The following is a 21960-nucleotide window of genomic DNA, read 5'->3' as shown; positions in this document are numbered from 1 at the left end:
CACCACATGGACCGGACTATCATGAACTGGCAGAAATCCACCTTCTCCGGTGGCGGCGAAGGGGACACCTGCGTGGAACTCGCCGCCTCCCCCGCCCCCTCGGCCCTGCACCTGCGGGAGAGCGAGGAGCCGGGGACCGCTCTCACGACCACCCCCGCCGCCCTCGCCCACCTCCTGGCGGGGATACGCGCCGGTCTCGGCCGCTGATCAGCCCTCGGCGTCGCAGCCCGCGATCTCGCCGCTGCGGGCCGCCGCCACCAGGGCGATCGTCAAGATCACCGCCCCGTCGACGAAGTGCGACGACGGCGGGTAGCTCGCCAGGGTGTAACCGTCTCCGGTGAGGAGGGCGACGGAGAGCGCGGCGAGCGGCAGGCCCGCGGTGAGGGCGGCCAGCAGGCCTCTCAGCACGGGGCGGGCGAGGAGCCGCCGTGGGGCGAGCGCCAGGGCGACGCCGGTGGCCGTGCCCACGGCGAGGCCGGCCGCCAGGCTGCCGAGCACGGCGAGTCCGGCGGCAGCCGTCAGCGCCCGCGCGGTCCCGTACAGGCCGCCGGTCAGGAAGACGAACGCCGCCACCAGGCACAGGACTCCGCCGATGCCGGCCGGCCAGGCCCCGATCAGCGCGCCGAGGCGGGCGCCGCGCCGGACGATCGCGCGGGCTCTCATACGGGCTGCTCCGGTTCCGTCGCCGTGGCCCGGGTCGTGTGCGGCAGCGGGCCCGCACGGTCCAGGAGGCCTGTCCGGGCGGCCAGGGCCGCCGCCTCCAGCCGGGAGCCCACGCCGAGTTTCATCAGGACCCGCTGGACGTGCGTGCGGGCCGTCGACGGGGCGATGTTCATGCCGGCGGCGATCAGCCGGGTGTCCTCGCCCTCCGCGACCCGGACCAGGACCTCGACCTCGCGCGGCGTGAGCATCTGCAGCAGCCGCTGGCCCTCGTCGTCCGGCTGGGCCGCCGGGTTGAGCAACTCGCTGAACGCGCCCTGGAGCAGCTGCGGAGCCACCGCCGCCTCGCCCGCCCTCGCCTTCATGATGGCCCGCTCGACACCCTCTATGCGCTCGTCGTGGCGTACGTAGCCGGAGGCGCCGGCCGCGAAGGCCGCCGCGATGCCGCGCGGGCTCGGCACCGGTCCGAGGACCAGCACGGCCACCTGCGGACGCTCCCGCTTGATGCGCACCACCGGGTCGAAGATGCCCGGCTCGGCCGGGACCGCCGTGCCCATCAGACACACCTCCGGAGCGCGGGTGATCACCAGCTCCGCCGCGCCCGCGGCCGGGGCCGCCGCGGCGAGCACCCGGTGCCCTCGCAGTTTGAGAGCCGAGGCCAGCGCCTCGGCGAGCAGTCGGTGGTCGTCGACCACCATCAGCCGCACTCCCACCAGCAACCCCCCAGTCCCCCATGGATGCCCACACGGATCCACACGCACCAACGGGGGGCGCCCCCCGGCACCCCCTCTTCATGCCCGAGGAAGCTACACGCTTGTTCGACGTTGCGCTCCCCCTACCGGCGAGAAGTGCCCCGGATCGCCGAAAATCCTCGCATTCGAGGGTCATGCGCGATAAGTGCGCGGCCCCGCCCCTGAACAGGGACGGGGCCGTGACGACAATTAAGATGATCAGCTGCCCGCGGTGCCGAACCCGACGGCCAGGTACTGCGGGTCGCCGTTCGACAGCGCCCCGTCGTCGGCGTACACCTCCGACATGTACAGGCGTCCCTTGGCGAAGAGGACCTCGGAGTACTCCGGGGACATGGCGATCTCCACGTCGTGCACCTCGTCCGTGGCCGGGTTCTCCAGCAGCTTGGTCTCCTTGAAGGAGCTGCCGTCGATGCTGACGACCTGTCCGCCCTTGTCGTACGGCGGCCGCTTGTAGGCGATCAGGTTCGCGCCGTCCATGCGCAGCGGGTAGATCGTGTAGCCGTCGCCGGCGTCCGCGCGTTGGCCGGTGGGCTTGCCGGTGGCCAGGTCGAAGGCGACGATCTCGTTCGTCCGGCTGTGGTCGCCGCCGCTGTCGTGCTCCTCGGTCGGGACGTAGATGCGGTCGTTGCCGACGGCCAGGCCCATGCAGGCCTCGACCCGGGTGATGCCCTCGCAGTCGGCCGCGTACTCCTTGCCCGGCACCGAGATGCGGGTGCGCAGCTTGCCGGTCTTGTTGTCGATGGAGAAGAAGTCCGAGATGCCGCTGCCGTCGCCGGCGCTGTCGCCGACGTCGGCGGCCACGACCAGCGGGTCGGTGGACACGATGGACGCGTACTCGATGCCCGCGGCGAGCTTGTACTCGGAGATCACCTTGCCGGAGACCGGGTCGATGGTCTGGATGTGCAGCTCGGGGTTGTCGTAGGGGCCGCACTTGCGCACGGCCACCAGCTTGGGACCGCCGCCGTAGCCGTCGTCGTAGCAGGTGTCGGCCGGCTTCGGCGCCCACAGCGGCTTGCCGGTGTCGATGTCGAAGGCCGCGCCGCCCTCGGTGCTGCCCAGGGCGACCGTCTTCCCGCTGACCGTCACGTTGTCGAAGGTGACGGTGTTGTCCCCGGAGGCGACGGTCTTCCGCCACAGCTGCTTGCCCGCGACGAGGTCGATCGCCGCGACCTGGTCGCAGCCGGCCGTCTTGGCGGTGCTCGCCTGGAAGGTGACGGCCGTGCGGTGGTCGGCGGTGGCGAACCTGCTGGCCTCGCAGACCGGGCCGGGCAGCGGCACCGTCCAGAGCTTGGTGCCCTTGACCAGGTCGTACCCGGAGACCTCGTTGACGCTCGTCTTCACGTACGCCTTGTCGGTCAGCCAGGAGCCCTTGATGCCGACGCTGGCGTCCTTCTTGACCACGGGCATCGGAACCTTGAACAGGACGCTGGCCGCCGGGTCGGCCGGCGCCTTCTCGGTGCCGCCGGGCGTCGTGCCGCCGCCTCCGGCGCCGCCCGTGCCCTTGTCCCCTCCGCCGCCGTTCGCGCCGCCGGAGCTCGCCTCGTCCTTCTTGCCGCCGTGACCGGAGTTCGCGTACCAGACGCCGCCGCCCACGATGAGCGCGATCGCGGCGACGGCGGAGACGATGATCGCCACCTGCGCGTTGATCTTCCGGCCGGATCCCGTGGACCCCGCGCCGACCTGCGGCTGCATGGGCACGGTCGGCTGCCCCGGATACCCGTAACCGGGCTGGGCCGGATAGCCCGGCTGGGCCGGGTAGCCGTAGCCCGGCTGCTGGCCGTAAGCCGTGGCGGGCTGACCGTAGGGGCCCGGCTGGGGCTGGCCGTACGCGGAGGGCCCCGGGGCGGGGGCGCCCGGCTGGGCCGGGTAGCCGTAGCCGGGGGCGGCCGCGGGCGGCGCCTGCGGGTAGCCGTAGCCCGGCTGGGGCTGCGGCGGCTGCGGGGGCCCGGACGGCGCCGCGGGCGCGGGCGTCTGCGGCGGCTGGGACGGGTGGGGCGCCTGCGGAGGCTGCGGCGGCTGTCCCTGGGGCTGGGCCGACGCCGGAGGCTGGGCCTGGGCCTGGGCCTGGGGCTGTGCCTGGGGGTAGCCGTAGCCCGGCTGCGGGGCCTTGGTCAGGTCGGGCGCGGCAGGCTGCGGCGGGGCGTCCTGGGGCTTCGCGTCCTGCGGGACGGCGTCCTTGGGCGTGACGTCCTTGGGCGTGACGTCCTTGGGCGTGACGTCCTTGGGCGTGACGTCCTTGGGCGTGGCGGCCTTGGGCGTGGCGGCCTGCGGGGGCGGGCCGAACCCGCCCTGCGGCGGCTGCGAAGGCTGCTGCGGGGGCTCGTTCGGCGGCGGGGGCGGCGGCTGGGTCATGGTGTGGGTACCTCGGTACAACGCTCGGGAAGCTGCTGGAAGCTGCGGAAGCTCGGGAAGCTGCGGAAGCTCGACATGCTCGGGAGGACGGGCCTGGTCGACGGTGGCGGGCCGGGAGGCGGCAGGTCGCCCTACTTGCCGTAGGCGAGCATCAGCTTCTCCTTCGTGTCGTCGTTGCCCGTCAGCCTGGTGGTGGAGATGTAGAACCGTCCGCCGACCCAGTCGACGTCCCGCGAGAAGAAGCTGTCCTCGATGCCGGCCGTGCTCTTGGGCAGCTGCATCAGCGTCTTCGGCGTGTGCGCGGAGCCGGCCGTCGGGATGCCCACCACGCGGCCCGGCCCCTCGAACGACGGCTCCACGTAGGCCACGAGCTCGCCGCTCTCGGTCTTCACCGGCAGCATCGCCTCGTCCGTGGGCGACTTGACGCGCCACTTCTCCTTGCCGGTGGACAGGTCGATCGCCACGATCTCGTTGGGACCGGTCTTCGTCTCGGTGGGCAGGTACAGCGTGCCCGCGTCGGAGGCCACGCCCGCGCAGCCCGTGAGGTTGCGCTGCAGGAAGCCGCCTTCGCACTTGGGGGCGAAGTTCTCGTCGACGTGGACCTGCGAACGGAGCGAGCCGTTCGGCGTGAACGTCGTGATGTTCCAGTTCTTCTTGTCCTCGTTGGTGCTGTAGACGACCAACGGGTCGACGGAGAACGTCTTGCCGACCGTCCAGCCCTTGTCGAACTTCTGCGTCCATCTGACCTTGCCGGTCGCCGGATCCAGTTCCTGGATCTCGTCGTGCTCGGTCGGGTCGCTCGCGTCGCAGGAGGCCACCGCGATCAGCCGGGCCCCGCCGGCGAACGCGCTCGGGAAGCACGCGTTGCCGTACTTCTGCTTGTCGTACAGCTTCTTGCCGGTGCGGACGTCGTACGCCGTCCCGGACTGCGAACGGCCCACCATCAGGGTGTTGCCGGCCAGCGACAGCTCCACGCTGATCGCGCTGTCGAACAGCGCGCCGTCCGCGACGACGGCCGTCCAGCCCTTGGCGCCGGTGTTCAGGTCGACCTGCTGGAGCTGGTTGCACTTGGCGCGGTCGCTGGTGCCGCTCATGTACGCGACGACGACCTTGTCGTCCGCCGTCTTCTGCGGGGTGACCGCGCAGATCTTCTGCGGCAGCGTGAGGGCGGCCCAGGTCGGCCTGCCGTCGCCGACGTCGTACGCGACGAGTTCCTTGTAGGCCGCCTTCACGGCCGACTTGGCGGTGATCCACATGCCGGGGGCGTCGGCGCCGGAGGCAGGGGCGTCGGGCGCCTCCTTGTACCAGAGCACCTTCGCCTCGCCGGCCTTGCGGCCGGCGTTGAAGTCCTGGTCGTCCGCGCCGCCGTCTCCGCTGCCGTCGCCGGGGTTGACCGGGACGTCGCTCGCCGTGGCCTTGCCGTCGTCGCTCGGTCCGGCGACCGGCTTCCTGCCGCCCTTGTCGTCGCCCTTGGTGACCGCGAACACCGTCCCGCCGACGACCAGGAGCGCCGCCACCGCGGCCCCGACCACCAGCGCGGGCCGGCCCCTGAAGGGGTTGCGGCCGCCGCCCGGCGGGGTGCCCGGGCCGCCGGGTGCGCCGGGGAACTGGGGCTGCTGCTGCGGGTAGCCGTAGCCGGGCTGCGGGCCGTAGGGGCCGCTCGGCTGACCGTACGGGCCGGGCTGCCCGCCGTAGGGACCGGGCTGACCGTAGGGGCCCGGCTGCTGGGGCGGCCCGTACGGTCCCGGCTGCTGGGGGTAGCCGTAGCCGGGCTGCGGCGAGGGCGGAGCGGGCGGGCCCTGGGGCGGCTGCGGCGGCAGCTGCGGTGCGCCGAAGCCGCCCTGCGGCGGTGCCTGTCCGGCCGGCGGCTGCGGGCGGTCCTGCGGTGCTCCGAAACCACCCTGCTGCGGCGGCTGATCGGGCGGCTGAGCCATCGGCGTGTTCCCCCTAGTCACTGTTTTCTAGCCACGCCCCCAGGTCAGTGACCACCTGGAGCCGTCTTGAGAAGTACGCAGACGGCTCTTTCTATCACCCGGCGCTGACAGGCCAACGGGCCGGATCCGCCCCTGTTTCCAAGGGAGGACCGGCCCGTGATGCCGTCGTTATGCGCCTTCACGCACCCTTCACGCGTCCTCGGCGAGTTCCAGCCACCGCATCTCCAGTTCCTCGCGCTCGGAGGCCAACTCCCGCAGCTGGGCGTCCAGTCCGGCGACCTTCCCGAAGTCGGTGGCGTGGTCGGCGATCTGGGCGTGCAGCTTGGCCTCCTTGTCGGAGACCTTGTCCAACTGCCGCTCGATCTTCTGCAGTTCCTTCTTGGCGGCGCGCTGGTCGGCCGCGCTCTTCTCCGGCGCGGCCTTCTGCGCGGCCGCCGGGGCGGAGGCGGCGGCGGCCTCCTCCATGCGCTGCCGGCGCTCGATGTACTCGTCGATGCCGCGCGGGAGCATCCGCAGGGCGGCGTCGCCGAGCAGCGCGAAGACCCGGTCGGTGGTGCGCTCCACGAAGAAGCGGTCGTGGGAGATGACGATCATCGAGCCGGGCCAGCCGTCGAGGAGGTCCTCCAGCTGGGTGAGGGTCTCGATGTCGAGGTCGTTGGTGGGCTCGTCGAGGAAGAGGACGTTGGGCTCGTCCATGAGCAGGCGCAGGATCTGCAGGCGCCGGCGCTCACCGCCGGACAGGTCCCCGACCGGCGTCCACTGCTTGTCCTTGTTGAAGCCGAACGTCTCGCACAGCTGCCCGGCCGTCATCTCGCGCCCCTTGCCGAGGTCGACGCGCTCGCGCACCTGCTGCACGGCCTCCAGAACCCGCAGGTTCGGGTCGAGCTCGCCGACCTCCTGGGAGAGGTAGGCCAGCTTGACCGTCTTGCCGACGGCGATCCGGCCGGCCACGGGCTGCGTCTCGCCCTCGCTGCGGGCGGCGTCGGCCAGGGCCCGCAGCAGGGAGGTCTTGCCGGCGCCGTTGACGCCCACCAGGCCGATGCGGTCGCCCGGGCCGAGGTGCCAGGTGATGTGCTGGAGCAGCACCTTCTGTCCGGCCTGGACGGTGACGTCCTCCAGGTCGAACACCGTCCTGCCGAGCCGCGAGGAGGCGAACTTCATCAGCTCGCTGCTGTCCCGGGGCGGCGGCACGTCCGCGATGAGCTCGTTGGCGGCCTCCACGCGGAAGCGCGGCTTGGAGGTGCGGGCGGGGGCGCCGCGCCGCAGCCAGGCCAGCTCCTTGCGGACCAGGTTCTGCCGCTTGGTCTCCTCGGTCGCGGCGATGCGCTCGCGCTCGGCGCGCGCGAAGACGTAGTCGGAGTAGCCGCCCTCGTACTCGTGGACGTCGCCGCGCTGGACGTCCCACATGCGGGTGCAGACCTGGTCCAGGAACCAGCGGTCGTGGGTGACGCAGACGAGCGCGGAGCGGCGCTCGCGCAGGTGCCGGGCGAGCCAGGAGATGCCCTCGACGTCGAGGTGGTTGGTCGGCTCGTCGAGGACGATCAGGTCCTGCTCGTCGATCAGCAGCTTGGCCAGCGCGATCCGGCGGCGCTCACCGCCGGAGAGGGGGCCGATGACGGTGTCCAGGCCCTGTGGGAAGCCGGGCAGGTCGAGGCCGCCGAACAGTCCGGTCAGCACGTCCCGGATCTTGGCGTTGCCGGCCCACTCGTGGTCGGCCAGGTCGCGGATGACCTCGTGCCGGACGGTCGCGGCCGGGTCGAGGGAGTCGTGCTGGGTGAGCACGCCCATGCGCAGTCCGCCGGAGTGCGTGACCCGGCCGGTGTCGGCGTCCTCCAGCTTGGCCAGCATGCGGATCAGCGTGGTCTTCCCGTCGCCGTTGCGGCCGACGACGCCGATCCGGTCCCCTTCGGACACGCCGAGCGAGATGCCGTCGAGGAGTGCACGGGTGCCGTACACCTTGCTGACGTTCTCGACATTGACCAGATTGACGGCCATTTCTCTCCTGCCCGGGGGGATCGATCGACCCTCCAGGGTAGTCCGGCGGCCCGCACCGCCCGCCCACCCGTCCGGCCGGGGGGCCGGGGACCCACGGCAGCGGAGCTGGGCGGGCAGGGGGAGACGGCTCTGCGGGGCGCGCGATGTCCGACGTCGGCGCGTGAAAGGCGTGTGCGCTGCTCAGCGGCGGCGCGCACCGGCCGGCTCGCGCCCCTGGGCGTCGGGGCGTACGGGCGGTGGCGGACCGTGGACGACGGCTGGTTGCGCGCCCCCGGCGGACGCTGCCTCCCGCAAGCCCCGGCGGACGGCCCCCCACCCGAGTCCGCGCCCACAGGCCGGTCGTCAGTCGGACTCGCCCACAGGCCGGTCGTCAGTCGGACTCGCCCACCGGCCGGTCGTCAGTGGGACTCGGCGGCGGTCCCCGCCGTGGCCTCCTCGTATCTCCACATCGCCCGCACGAGGTCCCCGTCGGGCCAGCCGTCCGGGTCGAGGGGACGCAGTCGACGGGCGGCCTCCACACAGCGCGGGTCGCCGCGCAGCGCGAGGCCGAGGGCCGCGTGCACCCGGGTCTCCCGCAGTTCGTCGTCGAGGAGTCCGGCCAGCACGTCCCCGATGCCGGGCGCCTCCCCGCGGGCGTGCGTCAGCTGGTAGGCCGTCCGCTCGCGCACCGCGCGGTGCGGATCGCGCGCCAGCGCGTAGAGGGCGTCGAGCGGCGCGGAACGCGCCTGCACGCCCCCTCCTGCCCGTCCTCCCCCGTCCCACCCGGACAGCATGGACGGCACCACACAGCGCACCCGGGGATCGGGATGGGTCGCGTACCGCAGCCCGAGCGCCCCGATCTCCTCGGCGTGCTCCTCGCCCTCGTCGGCCACCGCGTCCAGCACGAGCGCCAGCACCTCGGGGTCCTCCTCCGTCGAGGCCCACGGGAAGAACAGCGCGAAGTCCTGCCCCGCGGACGCCCGGGACCCGTCGAGCGGGTCACTGGCGGCCATGAGCCTCAGCAGGTCCGCGGCGAAGAGGCGGTGCAGCCGGTCCGGGTGGTCGCGCAGGCCGGCCGCGGCCGCCCAGGTCGGTTCGTGCCGCCGCCAGGACAGCCGGACCACCGCCTCCGTCCACACCGCGTGGTCCCGGTCCGGCCGCACGAGCGCCCGCGCGAGCACCTCGTCGAACGGCGCGCCCGTCCCGAAGCACTCCTCCAGCAGGATGAGCACCCCGCCATGACCGTCGCGCACGGTCAGCCCGCCCAGGGTGATCTGCTCGTAGTGGCAGAAGCCGCCCGGGTCCTCGACCCGCTCGCGCCCCGCCGGCCCCGAAGCGCCCGTCCTGCGGCGCAGCTCGGCCTCCAGGTCGGCACCGGTCCAGAGCCGGGCCCGGTCCAGCAGCTCCGCGCGCTGTTCGGGCGTCAGCCGCACGGTCTCCGGCAGCAGCGCGGAGGTCATGGTCGTCGAGCCGCCGTCCACCGCCCGCAGCAGCGGGGTCCCGCCGTCGGGCAGCGGGCGCAGCGGGTCGGCGCCGGCCTCGACCAGCGCCTCGGCGACCTTCTCGTCGTACGCCGCGACGGCCGCGCAGAGCAGGGGAAGACCGTCGGTCGGGTCGCGGGTCTCCGGGTCCGCCCCGCCGTCCAGCAGCTCCCGGACCGCTTCGGCGTCGCCCCGCCGGACGGCCGCGACCAGTTCCGTCGACCTCACGTGCGTCCTCCCCCGGCCGGTCCCACGGTGTGACCGGCCGACGGAGCTTAGAGGGCGGGGACCGCTCACGGCAGCCCGATTACCGGCAGCCGGACCGCCGGACGCCGTACTGCCGGACCGCCCGAACGCCGTACCGCCGGACCGCCCGAACGCCGTACCGCCGGACCGCCCGAACGCCGTACCGCCGTAGCGCTACGCCGCGCCCTCGACGACCGTAGCCCCCGGCGCCGGGCCCGAGGCCACACGCACGCTCCTGCACGTGCCCGACGCGCGCAGCGTCCGCGCGATGTGCTCGGCGGCCTCGGGGTCGCGGGCGAGGAACGCGGTGGTCGGGCCGGAGCCCGAGACGAGGCACGCGAGCGCCCCGGCCGCCCGCCCCGCGGCGAGCGTGTCCGCCAGCTCGGGGAAGAGCGAAAGGGCGGCGGGCTGGAGGTCGTTGGAGACGGTGGCCGCCAGCGCGTCGGGGTCGCCCTTGGCGAGGGCGTCGAGGAGTGCGCGCGAGGCGACCGGCTCGGGGACGTCCAGCCCCGCCGTGAGCCGGTCGAACTCGCGGAACACGGCCGGCGTCGACAGCCCCCGCCCGGCCATCGCGAACACCCAGTGGAACGCGCCGCGGGTCTCCAGGGCCGTCAGCTTCTCGCCGCGCCCGGTGCCCAGGGCCGCGCCGCCGACCAGGCTGAACGGCACGTCGCTGCCCAGCTCGGCGCAGATGTCGAGGAGTTCCTCGCGGGACGCGCCGACGCCCCACAGCGCGTCGCAGGCCAGCAGGGCGCCCGCGCCGTCCGCGCTGCCGCCCGCCATGCCGCCGGCGACGGGGATGTCCTTGGCGATGTGCAGATGCACGTCGGGGGTGCGGCCGTACCGTCCGGCCAGCGCGATCGCGGCCCGCGCGGCCAGGTTCGTGCGGTCCAGGGGGACCTGCGCGGCGTCCGGGCCCTCGCAGGTGACACGGAGGCCGGCGGCCGGGGTCACCGTCACCTCGTCGTACAGACCGACCGCCAGGAAGACGTTGGCCAGGTCGTGGAAGCCGTCCGCGCGGGCGGCGCCCACCGCCAGCTGCACATTGACCTTGGCGGGCACCCGCACCGTGACGCTCACTCGGACGACTCCTCTGACGGCCCGTCGGACGGCCCGTCGGACGGCTCCTCGGGCAGCTTGTGCTCGGCGATCCTGGCGAACTCCTCGACCGTGAGGGCCTCGCCGCGGGCCTGCGGGGAGACTCCGGCCGCCACGAGGGCGGCCTCGGCCCGCGCCGCGGAGCCCGCCCAGCCGGCCAGCGCCGCCCGCAGGGTCTTGCGGCGCTGCGCGAACGCCGCGTCGACGACGGCGAACACCTCGCGCCGCGACGCCGTGGTCGCGATCGGCTCGGTCCGCCGCACCAGCGACACCAGCCCGCTGTCCACGTTCGGCGCGGGCCAGAAGACGTTGCGCCCGATCGCTCCGGCCCGCTTGACGCGGGCGTACCAGTTGGCCTTGACGGACGGCACGCCGTACACCTTCGAGCCGGGCCCGGCCGCGAGCCGGTCGGCGACCTCCGACTGGACCATGACGAGGGTGCGCTCGATGCTCGGGAAGGTCTCCAGCATGTGCAGCAGCACGGGCACGGCCACGTTGTACGGCAGGTTCGCGACCAGCGCGGTCGGGGCCGGACCCGGCAGCCCGGTCACGTGCATGGCGTCGGAGTGCACCAGCGCGAAGCGCTCCGCGCGCTGCGGCATGCGCGCCGCGATCGTCGCGGGCAGCGCGCCGGCCAGGACGTCGTCGATCTCGACGGCCGTGACCCGGTCGGCGGCCTCCAGCAGCCCCAGGGTGAGCGAGCCGAGCCCCGGGCCGACCTCGACGACGACGTCGTCGGGCCGGACCTCCGCGGTGCGGACGATGCGGCGGACCGTGTTCGCGTCGATCACGAAGTTCTGGCCGCGCTGCTTGGTGGGCCGCACGCCGAGGACCGCCGCGAGCTCGCGGACGTCGGCGGGGCCCAGGAGGGCGTCGGGGGTGGGGCTGCTGGTCACGGGACAAGGGTACGGGGGTGAGCCGGCCCTCCCGCCCGCCACCGGGCCTCACCCGTGCAGCCGCGTCCCGCAGTGCGGCCAGGGGCTGCCCCCACGGCGCACGTACAGCTTCTTCGCGCGGAACGTCTGCTCCGCGGCCGGCGCGTCCTGGGGCCGTCCGCTGCCGCCGAGGCTCTGCCAGGTGCGGGTGTCGAACTGGTAGAGCCCGCCGTAGGTGCCCGAGGGGTCGACGGCGTTCGGCCGGCCGCCCGACTCGCAGGCGGCGAGGGACTGCCAGTTCAGGCCGTCGGCCCCCTGCACGGACGTCGGCCGCGGCTTCGTGCCGACCTTGACCACCTGGGTGCGCGGCGCCCGAACGACCTCGTCGCGGATCCGCCGCGGCCGCTGCCGCACGCCGTTGACGGTGCGCAGGGCGTACGTGATGCGGCGCAGTCCGGGCTGTCCGGACCGCTCCACCACCTCCGTGCCCTTGAACAGCGAGGGGTCCTCGACACGGCGCACCGCGAAGGGGATCTGCTCCTCGCGCACCTCCTGGGATCCGGTGATCCGCAGCACGGTGACCGTCTGCCCGTCGCGCGGGAAGCTGCCGGGGTCGACGGAGGTGGTGTCCTGCCCGCGCAGGACGATCCCGGCCGCCTGCACCGCCTCGCGTACGGTGGCCGCGTTGGTGCGGACGGTGCGGGCGCGGCCGTCGGCCATGACGGTGACCGAGCGCTCGGTGCGCACGTCCAGCGCCAGCCCGGCGCGCCCGATGGGCTGCGAGCGCGACACGGACATGTACGCGCCCTCCGCTCGCACCCCCAGCTGCCGCAGCGCCTCCTCCACGGTGTGCGCGGTCGTCCACATCTCCTGGCGGTGGCCGTCCAGGGTGAGCCGGACGGGACGTCCGTAGCGGACGGCGATCTCGTCGCCGCTGGTGAGGGCCGTGCCCGGGGCGGGCGCCACCACGTCGTGGGCCCCCACCTTCACGCCCTCCTCGGCCAGGAGTTCGCTCACGTCGTCGGCGAAGGTGTGCAGGGTGCGCGGCTTGCCGTCGACGGTCAGCTCGACCGCCTTGTCCTCGGCGACGAAGGCGGTGGTGCCGCCGGCCAGGAACGCGACGACGAGCGCCTGCGGGAGCAGCCGGCGCATCGTGGACTCCGGGCGCTCGGCGGAGCGGGATCTGCGGCGGCGCTCGGCCCGTCCGCCCAGGTCGTCCGGTCCGGACGGCGGCACGGGCCGGCGCTCGGTCAAGGACGGGGGCGGGAACGGGTGCGAGGGCGAGGGCACGGCCAGGAGCCCGGACACGGGCAGGGACATGGGCAGGGGCGCGGGCAGGGACATGGGCAGGGGCGCCGGGAGCTGGAGGGTCTCGGGCGGCCGGGGGCGTGCCCCGTAGGGGTCGTGCGATCCGTAGGACCCGTACGCCGCGCGGGGCCCGTACGCCGCGTCCGCCGGGTAGGCCCCGTGCGCTCCCTGAGCCCCGTAGGGGTCCTGCGCCCCGGGCGCCGGGCAGGGCTCGCGGAACGGGGGCGGCGGAGGCGGCTGCGGGGGCTCGTAGGCCTCGTACGCGGGCCGGTAGGTGTCGTCGTAGGCCTCGTACGCGGGCCGGTAGGTGTCGTCGTAGGTCCCGGGGGCCGCGTACACGCCGTACGCGACCGTCTCTGCGTTGTGCAGGTCGACGTACGGCCCGCCACCGCCGTACGGCTCGTACTCGAGGTGCTGCGAGTTGCTCACGCCGACACGCTCCAGGGGGTGGGCTCCGGATCGGGCCCCCAGAACCTAGCGGAGCGACGGTCACTCTCCAAAGTGGCGCGGCTACCTAGAGTTGTTCGACTCCGTCCACTCGCCGTCAGTAGCCGAACGCGCGTGCCGTGTTGGCGGCGAGTGCGGTGGCCAGAGCGTCCTCGTCGACGCCGCGCACGGCGGCCAGGGCGCGCACCGTGACCGGGACGAGATACGGGGCGTTGGGCCGTCCGCGGTAGGGCGCGGGGGTCAGGAACGGGGCGTCGGTCTCCACCAGGAGCAGTTCCGGCGGGGCCACGGCGGCGGCGTCCCGCAGGTTCTGCGCGTTCTTGAAGGTGACGTTGCCGGCGAAGGACATGAAGTATCCGGCGCGGGCGCAGATCTCCGCCATCTCGGCGTCGCCGGAGTAGCAGTGGAAGACGGTGCGCTCGGGAGCGCCCTCCTCCTTCAGCACGCGCAGGACGTCGGCGTGCGCGTCACGGTCGTGGATGACCAGGGCCTTTCCGTGCCGCTTGGCCATCTCGACGTGCGCGCGGAAGGAGTACTCCTGGGCTTCCTTGCCCTCGGGGCCGGTGCGGAAGTAGTCCAGCCCCGTCTCGCCGACGCCCTTGACGTGCGGGAGCGCGGCCAGGCGGTCGATCTCGGCGAGCGCCTCGTCGAGCGCCGCCGCGCCGCCCGCCCTGCGGGCGCCCTGCCGGGACCAGTTGTCGGGATCGCCGTGCACGATGCGCGGCGCCTCGTTGGGGTGCAGGGCGACGGCCGCGTGGACGCTGTCGTGCGCCGCCGCCGTCTCGGCCGCCCACCGGGAGCCCCGTACGTCGCAGCCGACCTGGACGACCGTCGTCACGCCGACCGACGCCGCCTTCGCGAGGGCCTCCTCGACCGTGCCCGACTGCATGTCGAGGTGGGTGTGGGAGTCGGCGACCGGCACCCCGAGGGGGGCCGGAAGCGGCGGCGCGGCGCTGATGTCGGCGTTCCTGCCGGCGTTCGAAGACATGCCCCGATCCTACGGAAAGGGCGCGCCCCCCCGGCCCCCCTGGCGGCTCGGCCCGCCTAGCCCGCCTTGCGGTGGAAGGGGTGCAGCAGATCGGAGAGGTGCCAGTGGTGGCCGGTGTGATCGGTGCGCTCACCGGTCCCGCCGGTCTCGTCGGAGGGCTGCTCGGCCGCGGGCGCCGGGGCCTCCACGGGTCCGGCCGGGGGCACGGCCTTGCGCGGGCGGGCGGCGTCGAGCACCGACGAGACCTGTCCGGCCCGCATGATCCGCACGACGTGACCGTCGCAGTTCAGGCAGGCGGGGCGGCTCAGCGGCGACGGCACGACCCGGCCCTCGGCGACGTAGAGAACGAACTGGTGCCCGTCGCCGTCGGTGTGGTGCTCGATCTCGTACGACTGCTCCCAGCCGTGCCCGCAGCGCATGCAGGCGAAGGAGTACGACTCGTTGACGACGGCGCTCGCACCGTCGCGGAGGCCGGTCTGCCCTGTGATCTCACTCATGCCAGCTCCTGCTGTCCGCTGGACTAGCGCTCCCGGCGCGCGAGTTCCCCCCGGAACGCCCTTGGGAGCGAGGGACGGGTGCGTCCCTGTCACCAGTGGACTCCTCGGCGGCCTCGAAGGCATCAGGTCTGCGCACTGTTGGAGCCGATTTGGACTTTCCTTGCCGTAGCGGCCCCGGCGAGGGGGCTGGGCTTTGCTTTCGGCCACCGCCCTTTGCTCCCGCATGGGGCGCACGCTCAGACGACATGCGCCCTGCTCAGAGGGGGTGTGAGCGGCTTCACAGCACCTCGGCAACAGCCGTCACAGACCCCTGGCGCCGCCGTCACCCGAACGCGCGGGAACCCTCACAGTTCCCCCGCGTTCTTCGCCGCGACCACCGCGTCGAACACCTCGCGCTTGGGCAGTCCGGTCTCCGCCGCCACCGCCGCGATGGCCTCCTTGCGCCGTTCGCCCGCCTCCTCGCGCACCCGCACCCGGCGCACCAGCTCCGCCGCGTCGAGCTCCTCGGGACCGCGCTCGGGCGCGCCGGTGACGACGACGGTGATCTCACCGCGCACCCCCTGCGCGGCCCACTCCGCGAGCTCGCCGAGGGGCCCGCGCCGCACCTCCTCGTACGTCTTGGTCAGCTCACGGCAGACGGCGGCCCGCCGGTCCGCGCCGAACACCTCGGCCATCGCGGCGAGGGTGTCGTCGAGCCGGTGGGGGGCCTCGAAGTAGACGAGGGTGCGCCGCTCCTGCGCCACCTCCCGCAGCCGCGACAGCCGCTCCCCCGCCTTCCTGGGCAGGAACCCCTCGAAGCAGAACCGGTCGACGGGCAGCCCGGACAGCGCCAGCGCGGTGAGCACGGCGGACGGGCCGGGGACGGCGGTGACGCGGACGTCCCGCTCCACGGCCGCGGCGACCAGCCGGTAGCCCGGGTCGGACACGGAGGGCATCCCGGCGTCGGTGACCAGCAGCACCCGTGCGCCGTTCACGAGCTCCTCGACCAGCTCGGGCGTGCGGGCGGACTCGTTGCCCTCGAAGTAGGACACCACCCGCCCCTTGGTCGTCACGCCGAGCGCCTGGGTCAGCCGGCGCAGCCGGCGGGTGTCCTCGGCGGCGATGACGTCGGCGCCCGTCAGCTCGGCGGCGAGGCGGGGCGGGGCGTCCGCGACGTCGCCGATGGGGGTGCCGGCGAGCACGAGGAGTCCGGAGGCGGTTCGGGGGGTGGCTGTCACGTTTCCATCCTCGCAGGGGAGAGACACGGGACTCACACAGACCTGTTCCCTACGATGGCGCGGTGACCAGTACCGCGTCCTCCATGGACTCAACGGACTACCGGCCGGGCCGGACGCCGCACGACCGGCGGCCGTCGTGGCAGCAGCGGCTGCGCCGCTTCGGATACACGGCGGAGCCGTCCGCCGACGTCCGCGAGCGGCTGTCGCCGCCGTACGCGCAGCCCAGCCCGCGGTTGTGGCAGGCGCTCGGCGTCCCGCAAGCGTGGGCGGACCGGATCGCGCGCTGGTCGCCGTGGGGGGGACCGCTGCTGGTCACGCTGATGGCGGGGGTGCTGCGGTTCTGGAACCTGGGCAGCCCCAAGGCGGTGATATTCGACGAGACGTACTACGCCAAGGACGCGTGGGCGCTCGTCCACCGCGGGTTCGAGGTCAACTGGGACAAGAACGCCAACAATCTGATCCTGTCCTCGGGCGGTCACGTCAGCGTTCCGGCGGACGCGGCGTACGTGGTGCATCCGCCGGTCGGCAAGTACGTGATCGGACTGGGCGAGCTGCTGTTCGGGTTCGATCCGTTCGGCTGGCGGTTCATGACCGCCCTGCTGGGGACCCTCTCGGTCCTCCTGCTGTGCCGGATCGGCCGCCGCCTCTTCCGCTCCACGTTCCTGGGCTGCCTCGCGGGCGCCCTGATGGCCGTGGACGGGCTGCACTTCGTGATGAGCCGCACCGCGCTGCTCGACGGGGTGCTGATGTTCTTCGTCCTGGCCGCGTTCGGCTGTCTGGTCGCCGACCGCGACCGGGCCCGTGCGCGGCTCGCCGCCGCGCTGCCGCCGGACGCAGACGGCAGGTACCGCCCGAACGCGGCGGTCGCGGAGGGCGCCCGTCTGGGCCTGCGTCCCTGGCGCTGGGGTGCGGGCCTGTTCCTGGGGCTGGCCATCGGCACCAAGTGGAACGGCCTCTACATCATGGTCGCGTTCTGCCTGATGTCCGTTCTGTGGGACGTCGGTTCGCGCCGGGTGGCCGGCGCCCGTCACCCGTACCGGACGGTGCTCAGGCGCGACACGGGTCTCGCCTTCCTGGCCACGGTCCCGGTCGCGCTGGTCACCTACCTGGTGTCCTGGACGGGCTGGATCCGCTCGGCCGCCGACGGCAAGGGCGGCTACTACCGCAACTGGGCGGCCACCGACGGCAAGGGCGGCCACTGGACGTGGCTGCCGGACTGGCTGCGCAGCCTGTGGCACTACGAGCACGAGGTGTACGAGTTCCACACGCACCTCACCTCGCCGCACCGGTACCAGTCGAACCCGTGGAGCTGGCTCGTCCTGGGCCGTCCCGTGTCCTACTTCTACGAGTCGCCCGCGCCCGGCAAGGACGGCTGCCCGGCCGACGCGACCGAGAAGTGCGCCCGCGAGGTCCTCGCGATCGGCACGCCGCTGCTGTGGTGGGCGGCCTGCTTCGCCGTCCTCTTCGTGCTGTGGCGCTGGCTGTTCCGCCGGGACTGGAGGGCGGGCGCGATCGCCTGCGGCATCGCGGCCGGCTATCTGCCCTGGTTCCTGTACCAGGAACGCACGATCTTCCTCTTCTACGCGGTCGTCTTCCTGCCCTTCCTCTGTCTGGCGGTGGCGATGATGATCGGCGCGCTCGTCGGCCCACCGGGCGCGAACGACACCCGCCGGGTGGCGGGAGCAACGGGCGCAGGCGTCCTCGTCCTGCTCATCGCCTGGAACTTCATCTACTTCTGGCCGCTGTACACGGGCCAGGCGATCCCCATCGACAGTTGGCGCTCCCGGATGTGGCTGGACACCTGGGTCTAGCCGGGCGACCGGGCGGCGACGGCCACGAGTCCCCACGGCGGCCACGAGTCCCCACGAGGGTCATGACGGCCAGACGGCCACGGCGGCCACGACGAGCAGTCGGGCGGGCGTCGTGGCCGTCGTCGTTCCCGGGTACGGCGCCGACGTGCGCAGTCGCATCGGCGGCCGGAGTTCATGTACGTGGCCGGATACATGGGGCTAACGATTGCGGAAACTGATGCCCCGTCCGCCGCCGTTACCGCTTACTGTGAGCCGGAGAAGAGCTTTCTGAACGCGTTCAGAAAACGCGGGCCGGGGAAGCCGCAACGGGGAGGGGTTCACAGATGCACAAGGGGGCCAAGGCAGCCGTGATCGGCTCGGTCTTCGCCGTGATGGTGGGCGGGGCCGGGTACGGGGCCTTCAACATCGTGAACGCGCTGGACGGGGGCGGGGGCGCCGGGTCGGGGGGCGCCGAACCGGCGGCCGTGAAGAGCGGGCCGCCGAGCGGGTCCGAGGTGAAGGACACCAGCGCCGCCTTCTTCGCCGCCTGGACGAAGGGGCAGGCCGCCGCGGCCGCCGATCTCACCAACAACGCGGCCAGGGCCGAGCCGCTGCTCGCCTCCTACGGCGCCGCGCACATCACCGGCCTGAAGATCACGCCGGGCACGGCATCGGGCGCCGTCGTGCCCTACAAGGTCGAGGCGACGGTGTCGTACGAGGGGAAGTCCAAGCCGCTCTCCTACGCGAGCCGCCTCAGGGTCGTGCGGGGCGTCACCACCGGCAAGGCGTTAGTGGACTGGCAGCCGTCGGTCGTCCACCCGCAGCTGAAGAACATGGACGACACGCTGGTCACGGGCGCGTCGTCGACGCCGTCGATCGAGGCCGTCGACCGTGACGGCAAGGTGCTGAACAAGGAAAAGTACCCCTCCCTGGGGCCGATCCTGGACCAGCTGCGCACCAAGTACGGCGACAAGGCGGGCGGCACGCCCGGCGTCGAGCTGATGATCCGACATGCCGCCGAGGGCTCCGCCGACACCTCGCTGCTGACCCTCGCCGAGGGCAGGCCCGGCAGGCTCCGCACCACACTCAGCGCGGCGGTGCAGGCGGCCGCCGAGAAGGCGGTGCAGAAGTACCCCCAGTCGTCGACGGTGGCGGTCAAGCCCAGCACCGGCGAGGTGCTGGCGGTCGCCAACAACCGCACCGACGGCTGGAACGCCGCCTTCCTGGGCGAGGTCGCGCCCGGCTCCACCATGAAGATCGTCAGCGCGGCCACCCTCATCGACAAGGGGCTCACCAGCGCGAACCGGCCCGCGCCCTGTCCGGACTCGGCCGTCTCGGACAGCCAGACCTTCCACAACCTCACAGGGATGAAGCCGAACGAGAACGCCACGCTCTCCGAGAGCTTCGCCCGTTCCTGCAACACGGCGTTCGTGAAGTTCGCGGACGACGTCGAGGACGGCTGGCTGAACGCCGAGGCCCGGGACCGGTTCGGGATCGGCCTCGACTGGAAGACCGGCATCCCCTCCTTCGACGGCTCCGTCCCGGTCTCCGCGGGCCCGGACACCGCGGCCGGCCTCATCGGCCAGGGCCAGGTGCAGATGAACCCGCTGAACATGGCGTCGGTGACGGCGACCGCGATGACGGGCACGTTCCGCCAGCCGGTGATCGTCCCGCTCAGCCTCGACGGCCGCGAACCGGCGCGGGCGCGTGGGCTGTCGCCGAGCACCGTGCAGCAGTTGCGTTCAATGATGAACCGCACCGCGACCAGCGGCACCGCGGCCGACGTGATGGCCGGGCTCAGCGGCCGGATCGGCGCGAAGACCGGCTCCGCCGAGGTGGACGGGCGGACCAGGTCCGACAGCTGGTTCACCGGCTACCGCGACGACGTCGCCGCGGCCGCGATGACCCAGGACGGCGGTCACGGCGTCGACGCGTCCGGTCCGCTCGTGGCGGAGGTGCTGCGGGCGGGCTGAGCGCCCCCGCGCGGGGGTGCGCGAGGGGCGGCGAGCGGGGTTCGCGGGGTGGCTGACGTCACACGTGACGTCGCCGTCGGCAAGGGGACTCTAGGGTGGTAGCCGTCGTTGGGGTCAGTGAGGGCAACGAGGGCAGCGGGGCTGGGGGGAGAGCCCCTGGGGATCCGGAGGATCTGGCAGTGGGCAAGAGAAGGCGCGTCGAAGAACGAAGCAGCAAGCGGCGTCCCGCCGTGGTCGGCGGCATGATCGCCGTCGTGGTCGGCGGAGCCGGGCTCGGCGTCTACGCGCTGTACGGCGGAGCGGCGGCCGACGACGGTTCGGCCGCGTCCGCCAATGGCAGGCAGGTGCCCAGGGTCCGGGCCGACGCTCCGTCGGCGACCGAGGCGAAGGCCCTGGCCACCCGGTTCCTGACGGCCTGGCAGAAGGGCGAGGCGGCCCGGGCGGCCGCCGTCACGGACGACTCCGCGGCCGCCACCGCCCTCCTCACCGCCTACACCAAGGACGCCCACATCACGGACGTCACCGTCACCCCGGGCACGGCCGCCGGCGTGAAGATCCCGTTCTCCGTCAAGGCCACGGTGAAGTACAAGAACGTCGGCAAGCCGCTGGCGTACGACAGCGCGCTCACCGTGGTGCGCAACCCGAAGAACGGCAAGGCGCAGGTCGACTGGCACGCGTCCGTCGTCCACCCCGACCTGCAGGACGGCGACACGCTCGTCACCGGCGAGGCCGGCACCCCGCCGGTCAAGGCGGTCGACCGCGACGGCGGCGAGCTGACGGCCGCGAAGTACCCCTCGCTGGGCACGGTGCTGGACGGGCTGCGGGAGAAGTACGGCAAGAAGGCGGGCGGCAAGGCGGGCGTGGAGCTCCAGGTGGTCCGCGGAAAGGCGTCGAGGGCGAAGAAGGCCTCCGACAAGACGCTGCTGGAGCTCAGCAAGGGCACCCCGGGCACCGTGAAGACGACCCTCAGCCCGGCCCTGCAGGCCGCCGCCGAACGGCAGGTGGCGAAGACGGCACGCTCGTCGGTGGTGGTGATGCGGCCCTCCACGGGCGAGATCCTCGCGGTGGCCAACGCGAGCCCCGGCTTCAACACCGCGTTCAACGGCTCGCTCGCGCCCGGCTCCACGATGAAGGTCATCACGTCCTCGCTGCTCCTCGACAAAGGGCTGGCGTCGGCGGACAAGACCCACCCCTGCCCGAAGACGTTCACCTACGGCGGCTGGAAGTTCCACAACGACGACGACTTCGAGATCAAGGGCGGCTCGTTCAAGGCGAGCTTCGCGCGCTCCTGCAACACCGCCTTCATCAGCCAGGCGCCCGAGTTGGGCGACGACAGCCTGACCAGGCAGGCCCAGCAGGTGTTCGGTCTGTCGATGAACAACTGGGCCATCGGCGTCCCGTCCTTCGACGGGTCGGTGCCGGTGCAGTCGAAGGCGCAGATGGCGGCCTCGCTCATCGGGCAGGGCGGGGTGCGGATGAACCCGCTGAACATGGCGTCGGTCGCCGCCACCGTGAAGGCGGGCTCCTTCCACCAGCCGTACCTGGTCGCCCCGTCGGTGGACGGCCGCAAGCTGGCGTCGGCCTCGCGCACGATGTCGTCGTCGACGCTGTCGCAGCTGCGCGAGCTGATGAACTACACGGCCGCGGCCGGCACCGCCGCCGAGGCGATGTCCGGTCTGGGTCCCGACTACGGCGCCAAGACGGGCTCGGCCGAGGTCGACAACCAGGACAAGCCCAACGGCTGGTTCACCGCCTACCGCGGCGATCTGGCAGCCGCGGGCGTGGTCCAAGCGGGCGGCCACGGCGGCGACACGGCAGGCCCGATCGTGGCGTCCTTGCTGCGGATGGGCGGCTGAGAGCCGGCTAGCCAGGTGTACTGACCCGCAGGGTTGTTCACACGACAGACCCTAGTGCGGCACGGGCTGCTGGGCGGTCGCCATGTAGGTGCGGCGCAGGAAGCGCAGCAGCGTCTTCGACTCGAACTGGACGACCGAGACGCCGTGCGCGGAGTGGAACTCGACCACGGCCTGGACGCGCCCGCACGGCCAGACCCGCACCTCGCCGGTGCCGGACGGGGCGCGCAGGCCCTGTTCGAGGAGGGTGCGGGAGAACGTCCACTCCCGGCGGTCGGGCAGCCCGACGCGCACGGAACGGGGTTCGTCGGGGTCGTAGCGCAGGACGACCGGGACGGCCGTGTCCTCCTCGACCCGGTCGGCGTCGGTGACGATATGGGCTCGCGCGTACTGTTCGACTACAGACATCGGCCGACCCTCTCACGCAGCGTGACCTGTGCGGAAGCTGTGCATCCGCTTCCCCTCCAATGTCGCATATTTTGCGGATTGCGCTCTCCTGCGCCGACATATCTCAC

General features: G+C 73.1%; 17 protein-coding genes. 4 read left to right on the top strand and 13 right to left on the bottom strand.

Going from position 1 to position 21960, the window contains the following annotated elements:
* Window positions 1-21: 21 nt before the first annotated feature.
* Window positions 22-207 carry a DUF397 domain-containing protein gene (locus tag Sri02f_RS34485; RefSeq protein ID WP_245970932.1) on the top strand — a complete coding sequence of 62 codons (186 nt, stop codon included), beginning with the start codon at window positions 22-24 and terminating at the stop codon, window positions 205-207.
* Here the strand turns inward: Sri02f_RS34485 and Sri02f_RS34480 are convergent, their stop codons facing one another.
* The 12 genes from Sri02f_RS34480 to rsmI all read right to left on the bottom strand — a co-directional run bounded on the left by Sri02f_RS34480 (window position 208) and on the right by rsmI (window position 15829).
* Window positions 208-663, bottom strand: a complete 456-nt coding sequence (locus Sri02f_RS34480; protein ID WP_109005269.1) for a hypothetical protein — start codon at window positions 661-663, stop codon at window positions 208-210.
* Entirely contained in the window at window positions 660-1358 is a 699-nt protein-coding gene (locus Sri02f_RS34475) for a helix-turn-helix transcriptional regulator (protein WP_373865151.1), read from the bottom strand. Before Sri02f_RS34475 ends, Sri02f_RS34480 begins: the two co-directional genes overlap by 4 nt.
* A gap of 252 nt (window positions 1359-1610) precedes the next feature.
* Window positions 1611-3764 carry an outer membrane protein assembly factor BamB family protein gene (locus Sri02f_RS34470; protein WP_109005268.1) on the bottom strand — a complete coding sequence of 718 codons (2154 nt, stop codon included), beginning with the start codon at window positions 3762-3764 and terminating at the stop codon, window positions 1611-1613.
* A gap of 131 nt (window positions 3765-3895) precedes the next feature.
* Entirely contained in the window at window positions 3896-5698 is a 1803-nt protein-coding gene (locus tag Sri02f_RS34465) for an outer membrane protein assembly factor BamB family protein (RefSeq protein WP_109005267.1), read from the bottom strand.
* 189 nt (window positions 5699-5887) lie between these two features.
* Window positions 5888-7693 carry an ABC-F family ATP-binding cassette domain-containing protein gene (locus Sri02f_RS34460; RefSeq protein ID WP_109005266.1) on the bottom strand — a complete coding sequence of 602 codons (1806 nt, stop codon included), beginning with the start codon at window positions 7691-7693 and terminating at the stop codon, window positions 5888-5890.
* A gap of 398 nt (window positions 7694-8091) precedes the next feature.
* Window positions 8092-9381, bottom strand: a complete 1290-nt coding sequence (locus Sri02f_RS34455; RefSeq protein WP_245970931.1) for an ankyrin repeat domain-containing protein — start codon at window positions 9379-9381, stop codon at window positions 8092-8094.
* A gap of 192 nt (window positions 9382-9573) precedes the next feature.
* The gene (locus Sri02f_RS34450; RefSeq protein ID WP_109005265.1) at window positions 9574-10479 is read right to left on the bottom strand and encodes a 4-(cytidine 5'-diphospho)-2-C-methyl-D-erythritol kinase; all 906 of its coding nucleotides are present in this window, start codon (window positions 10477-10479) and stop codon (window positions 9574-9576) included.
* Window positions 10476-11393: a 16S rRNA (adenine(1518)-N(6)/adenine(1519)-N(6))-dimethyltransferase RsmA gene (gene rsmA / locus Sri02f_RS34445; RefSeq protein ID WP_109005264.1), complete on the bottom strand. Its 918-nt coding sequence runs from the start codon at window positions 11391-11393 to the stop codon at window positions 10476-10478. Before rsmA ends, Sri02f_RS34450 begins: the two co-directional genes overlap by 4 nt.
* A 48-nt stretch (window positions 11394-11441) precedes the next feature.
* Window positions 11442-13109, bottom strand: coding sequence for a resuscitation-promoting factor (locus tag Sri02f_RS34440; protein ID WP_109005263.1), 1668 nt, complete (start codon window positions 13107-13109; stop codon window positions 11442-11444).
* A 115-nt stretch (window positions 13110-13224) separates the two neighbouring features.
* Window positions 13225-14115 (bottom strand): TatD family hydrolase, encoded by an 891-nt coding sequence (locus Sri02f_RS34435; protein WP_109005262.1) that lies wholly within the window; start codon window positions 14113-14115, stop codon window positions 13225-13227.
* Window positions 14116-14171: 56 nt separating this feature from the next.
* A complete protein-coding gene (locus Sri02f_RS34430; RefSeq protein WP_109005261.1) occupies window positions 14172-14612 on the bottom strand; it encodes a hypothetical protein in 441 nt (146 codons plus the stop codon).
* A 344-nt stretch (window positions 14613-14956) separates the two neighbouring features.
* The gene (gene rsmI / locus Sri02f_RS34425; protein ID WP_109005260.1) at window positions 14957-15829 is read right to left on the bottom strand and encodes a 16S rRNA (cytidine(1402)-2'-O)-methyltransferase; all 873 of its coding nucleotides are present in this window, start codon (window positions 15827-15829) and stop codon (window positions 14957-14959) included.
* 62 nt (window positions 15830-15891) lie between these two features.
* Here rsmI and Sri02f_RS34420 point away from each other — a divergent pair, with 62 nt between their 5' ends.
* The 3 genes from Sri02f_RS34420 to Sri02f_RS34410 all read left to right on the top strand — a co-directional run bounded on the left by Sri02f_RS34420 (window position 15892) and on the right by Sri02f_RS34410 (window position 21448).
* Window positions 15892-17640, top strand: coding sequence for a dolichyl-phosphate-mannose--protein mannosyltransferase (locus Sri02f_RS34420; RefSeq protein WP_167467680.1), 1749 nt, complete (start codon window positions 15892-15894; stop codon window positions 17638-17640).
* A gap of 323 nt (window positions 17641-17963) precedes the next feature.
* Window positions 17964-19592, top strand: coding sequence for a penicillin-binding transpeptidase domain-containing protein (locus Sri02f_RS34415; RefSeq protein ID WP_109005258.1), 1629 nt, complete (start codon window positions 17964-17966; stop codon window positions 19590-19592).
* Between the two features lie 179 nt (window positions 19593-19771).
* The gene (locus Sri02f_RS34410; RefSeq protein ID WP_109005257.1) at window positions 19772-21448 is read left to right on the top strand and encodes a penicillin-binding transpeptidase domain-containing protein; all 1677 of its coding nucleotides are present in this window, start codon (window positions 19772-19774) and stop codon (window positions 21446-21448) included.
* Between the two features lie 51 nt (window positions 21449-21499).
* Here the strand turns inward: Sri02f_RS34410 and Sri02f_RS34405 are convergent, their stop codons facing one another.
* Window positions 21500-21853, bottom strand: a complete 354-nt coding sequence (locus Sri02f_RS34405) for an SsgA family sporulation/cell division regulator (RefSeq protein ID WP_109005256.1) — start codon at window positions 21851-21853, stop codon at window positions 21500-21502.
* Window positions 21854-21960 lie beyond the last annotated feature (107 nt).

It is taken from the genome of Streptomyces rishiriensis (assembly GCF_003112535.1).
Taxonomy (GTDB): Bacteria; Actinomycetota; Actinomycetes; order Streptomycetales; family Streptomycetaceae; genus Streptomyces; species Streptomyces rishiriensis.
The sequence above is the reverse complement of the archived record's forward strand: the minus strand, read 5'-3'. Positions and strand labels throughout refer to the sequence as shown.